Source organism: Aliivibrio sifiae, from assembly GCF_002954705.1.
Lineage (GTDB): Bacteria > Pseudomonadota > Gammaproteobacteria > Enterobacterales > Vibrionaceae > Aliivibrio > Aliivibrio sifiae_A.
Genome location: NZ_MSCO01000002.1, coordinates 521,370 through 523,969 on the forward strand (window position 1 = coordinate 521,370; position 2,600 = coordinate 523,969).

The 2,600-nt window shown below is 33.6% G+C and carries 6 protein-coding genes; 2 read left to right on the top strand and 4 right to left on the bottom strand.

Annotated features, from left to right (window positions below):
* A partial coding sequence (locus BTO22_RS20090) for a hypothetical protein (protein WP_219843874.1) occupies positions 1–254 on the top strand: 254 nt, incomplete at its 5' end.
* 202 nt (positions 255–456) lie between these two features.
* Here BTO22_RS20090 and BTO22_RS13335 read toward each other — a convergent pair.
* The gene (locus BTO22_RS13335) at positions 457–747 is read right to left on the bottom strand and encodes a type II toxin-antitoxin system RelE/ParE family toxin (protein ID WP_045103942.1); all 291 of its coding nucleotides are present in this window, start codon (positions 745–747) and stop codon (positions 457–459) included.
* Positions 740–961, bottom strand: coding sequence for a TA system antitoxin ParD family protein (locus BTO22_RS13340; protein ID WP_105055931.1), 222 nt, complete (start codon positions 959–961; stop codon positions 740–742). The genes BTO22_RS13335 and BTO22_RS13340 overlap by 8 nt, the downstream gene beginning before the upstream one ends.
* A gap of 260 nt (positions 962–1,221) precedes the next feature.
* On the opposite strand from BTO22_RS13340, the gene BTO22_RS13345 reads away from it, so the two are divergent.
* Complete coding sequence (locus BTO22_RS13345; RefSeq protein WP_105055932.1) at positions 1,222–1,728, top strand: SHOCT domain-containing protein; 507 nt, start codon at positions 1,222–1,224, stop codon at positions 1,726–1,728.
* A gap of 125 nt (positions 1,729–1,853) precedes the next feature.
* On the opposite strand, the gene BTO22_RS13350 is transcribed toward BTO22_RS13345, so the two are convergent.
* The gene (locus BTO22_RS13350; protein WP_061030693.1) at positions 1,854–2,171 is read right to left on the bottom strand and encodes a CcdB family protein; all 318 of its coding nucleotides are present in this window, start codon (positions 2,169–2,171) and stop codon (positions 1,854–1,856) included.
* On the bottom strand, positions 2,172–2,417 hold the full coding sequence (locus BTO22_RS13355; RefSeq protein ID WP_054776282.1) for a type II toxin-antitoxin system CcdA family antitoxin: 246 nt from the start codon (positions 2,415–2,417) through the stop codon (positions 2,172–2,174).
* Positions 2,418–2,600: the final 183 nt, after the last annotated feature.

Genomic DNA, 2,600 nt, shown 5'->3' on the forward strand with positions numbered 1-2,600 from the left:
ATTCATATGATTCAGATTCGATTTTTAATGAATATGGTACCTATGGAAGTGAGTATAATGAATTATCAGTTTTTAATGATTATGGACAGTTTGGTAGTGAATATAATCAATATTCCGCTACTAATCCATATACTCAAGAACCTCCGATGATCATCAAAAACCAGAAAATAATTGGGTACCTTAGTGCTAACAAAAACCTACAAGGAAGTATTTCCCCTAATTTAACGAAAGCACTTTGTTCTGATGAAATATAAAAATTAATAAGAGAGTTATTTACTCAATTGAAATTAAATTTAGGAGAGCTAAATCGACTTCAAATGTTTTATTGCCGTATAACAAATGCATCAACACGATTTGCTACATTCGGCATTCTAGGTTTCTTTGAGTTTACCGTATTAAGTGGTAAATTTGAGCTTAATCTGCATGGTAGCAAACGTGTTATGCAGGCGTTATGGCTCAGAAGATATTTTTAACATCACGGTAAAAGTTTTCATGAGATCCTAATGCCATTAGCTCAAGGGTGACCGTGCCATCTTCGTAACTGTAACCAAGTAGTGTTAATTGCTTAACCATTTTGAATTTATGGACACGTAAAAACGACAAGTCACCTTTCTTCTGCTCTCCTAATAATGGCTCTTTCATTAATTCTTTAATTGCATTATCAAGATCCGTCTTTTGATTTTTATGTAACTTTTTTACTGCTTTCTTAAATGTAGGTGTCTGTAAAATTTGAGTTATATTAGCCAAAACTATAGCTCTCCAATTTTCCTGTTTCTTTTTCAGCTTTGGCAATAATTGCTTGTTTTACAAACTCATATGATAGTTCTGGGTTATCTTCCATCATTTCACCGATTTTAGCCCAATGTTCAATTTGTTTTGGTGCGGTGCGACTGAATGCTTTAGCCATAATAGTAGCTTTTTGCACAAGGTCTTGGTCTAATCTGATGCTTGCTGTAGCCATTTTAAGTATCCTATTTAAAGTTAATTTTCATCATTGTAGTATATTGCTACGGTTGTCGCAAGTTGCGCCATAACAATCGCATCAACACGATTTGCTACATTCGGCATTCTAGATTCTCTTTGGGTTTACCGCATTAAGTGGTAAATTTAGGCTTAATCTGCATGGTAGCAAACGTGTTATGCAGGCGTTATATTTTTTTAATTAGTAACTGATTCAATTGTTCATTATAATGCCGCGCTCTATATATTGAGATTGATTAAATGAAAAAAGTTCTTGTTCCTTTTATTATAACTTTGGCTGGTTGTTCACAAATGTCACCTATAGAGAAGGTGAGTGAAAGTCAGTCACATTTTCAAGATGCTGTGTATACAGGAAAAGATTTTTATATAACAGATGAACCTATCGATGGAGAGCAATATCGAATTTTCCATCAAGGTTCTAGTGGTTTTACTGCAACGGCTGTGTTACGACGCTCAGCAACAAAGCGTGCCAATGAATTTTGTCGAAAATTAACTAAAGGGTCAGAAATGTATACCATTTCTGAACATACCGCATCTCCACCATATGTTTTTGGTAATTTTCCACGAATAGAAATTATTTTTGTATGTACACCAAAAATTAATGATATAAAAATAGAGAGTAATGATCTTAAAGTTGATAATAACGATAAATATGATCAATTATTAAAAATCAAAGAATTACATGATAAAGGAATTCTTAACGATAAAGAATTTGACGCTGAAAAAGCAAAACTTTTAGCGCTATAGATCAAAATATAACAAATGCATCAACACGATTTACTACACTCGGCATCTCAGGTTGTCGGGTGTTTCTCGTTTTAAGGCGTCAATATTAAGTATAATTGCATAGTAGTAAACGTGTTATGCAGGCGTTAAATGCCAGTGATTAAAAAATCAATTGCAGCAATAATTTCATTTCTGAAAGTCGATAATTCATTAACTGGGTCGGTTAGGATCTTAACCGGAACGCTTGTCATTTGTTGAGTTAACATGACAAAGTCACCTTCATCAATATGAATTGTAGGACAAAGGTGACTTGGGGCTTTTTTATCAAGTAGTTCAATTGGCGTTAATGGAATGACTAATCGAGTATTTAGGTTATCGAGTAAATCACTTTGAACATCTACAAAGTAAGGGTACGTTTTAGCTGAGCTTTTATCTTTGTTTTTATAAAGCGTAAATTGTGACATTTAAAATACTCGGTATGAATCAGAAAAAAGACCATGTTTCTCGGTTAGTTCGTTGCAAGCATCAATAGCTTCTGAGTTTTGTTCTAACCACTCTTGTCTTTTTAGTTTACTTACTTCTTGTGATAATGCTTTTTCCATTGTTGCTGAAAGGTTTATTTTTAATCGTTTTGCTTCAGCGAGTAGATCGCTGTTTAATGTTAGATTGGTTGCTTTTTTTATCGCTTGTGTATTGTATTGACTTCTCATAATGTTACCATTTATGCGCATTAAGTATGTGGATTTAGTATATACAGTTAGAAGGCATTTAACAAATGCATCAACACGATTTGCTACATTCGGCGTTCTAGGTTTCTTTTGGTTTATCGTATTAAGTGGTAAGTTTGGGCTTAATCTGCATGGTAGCAAACGTGTTATGCAGGCGTTATATTA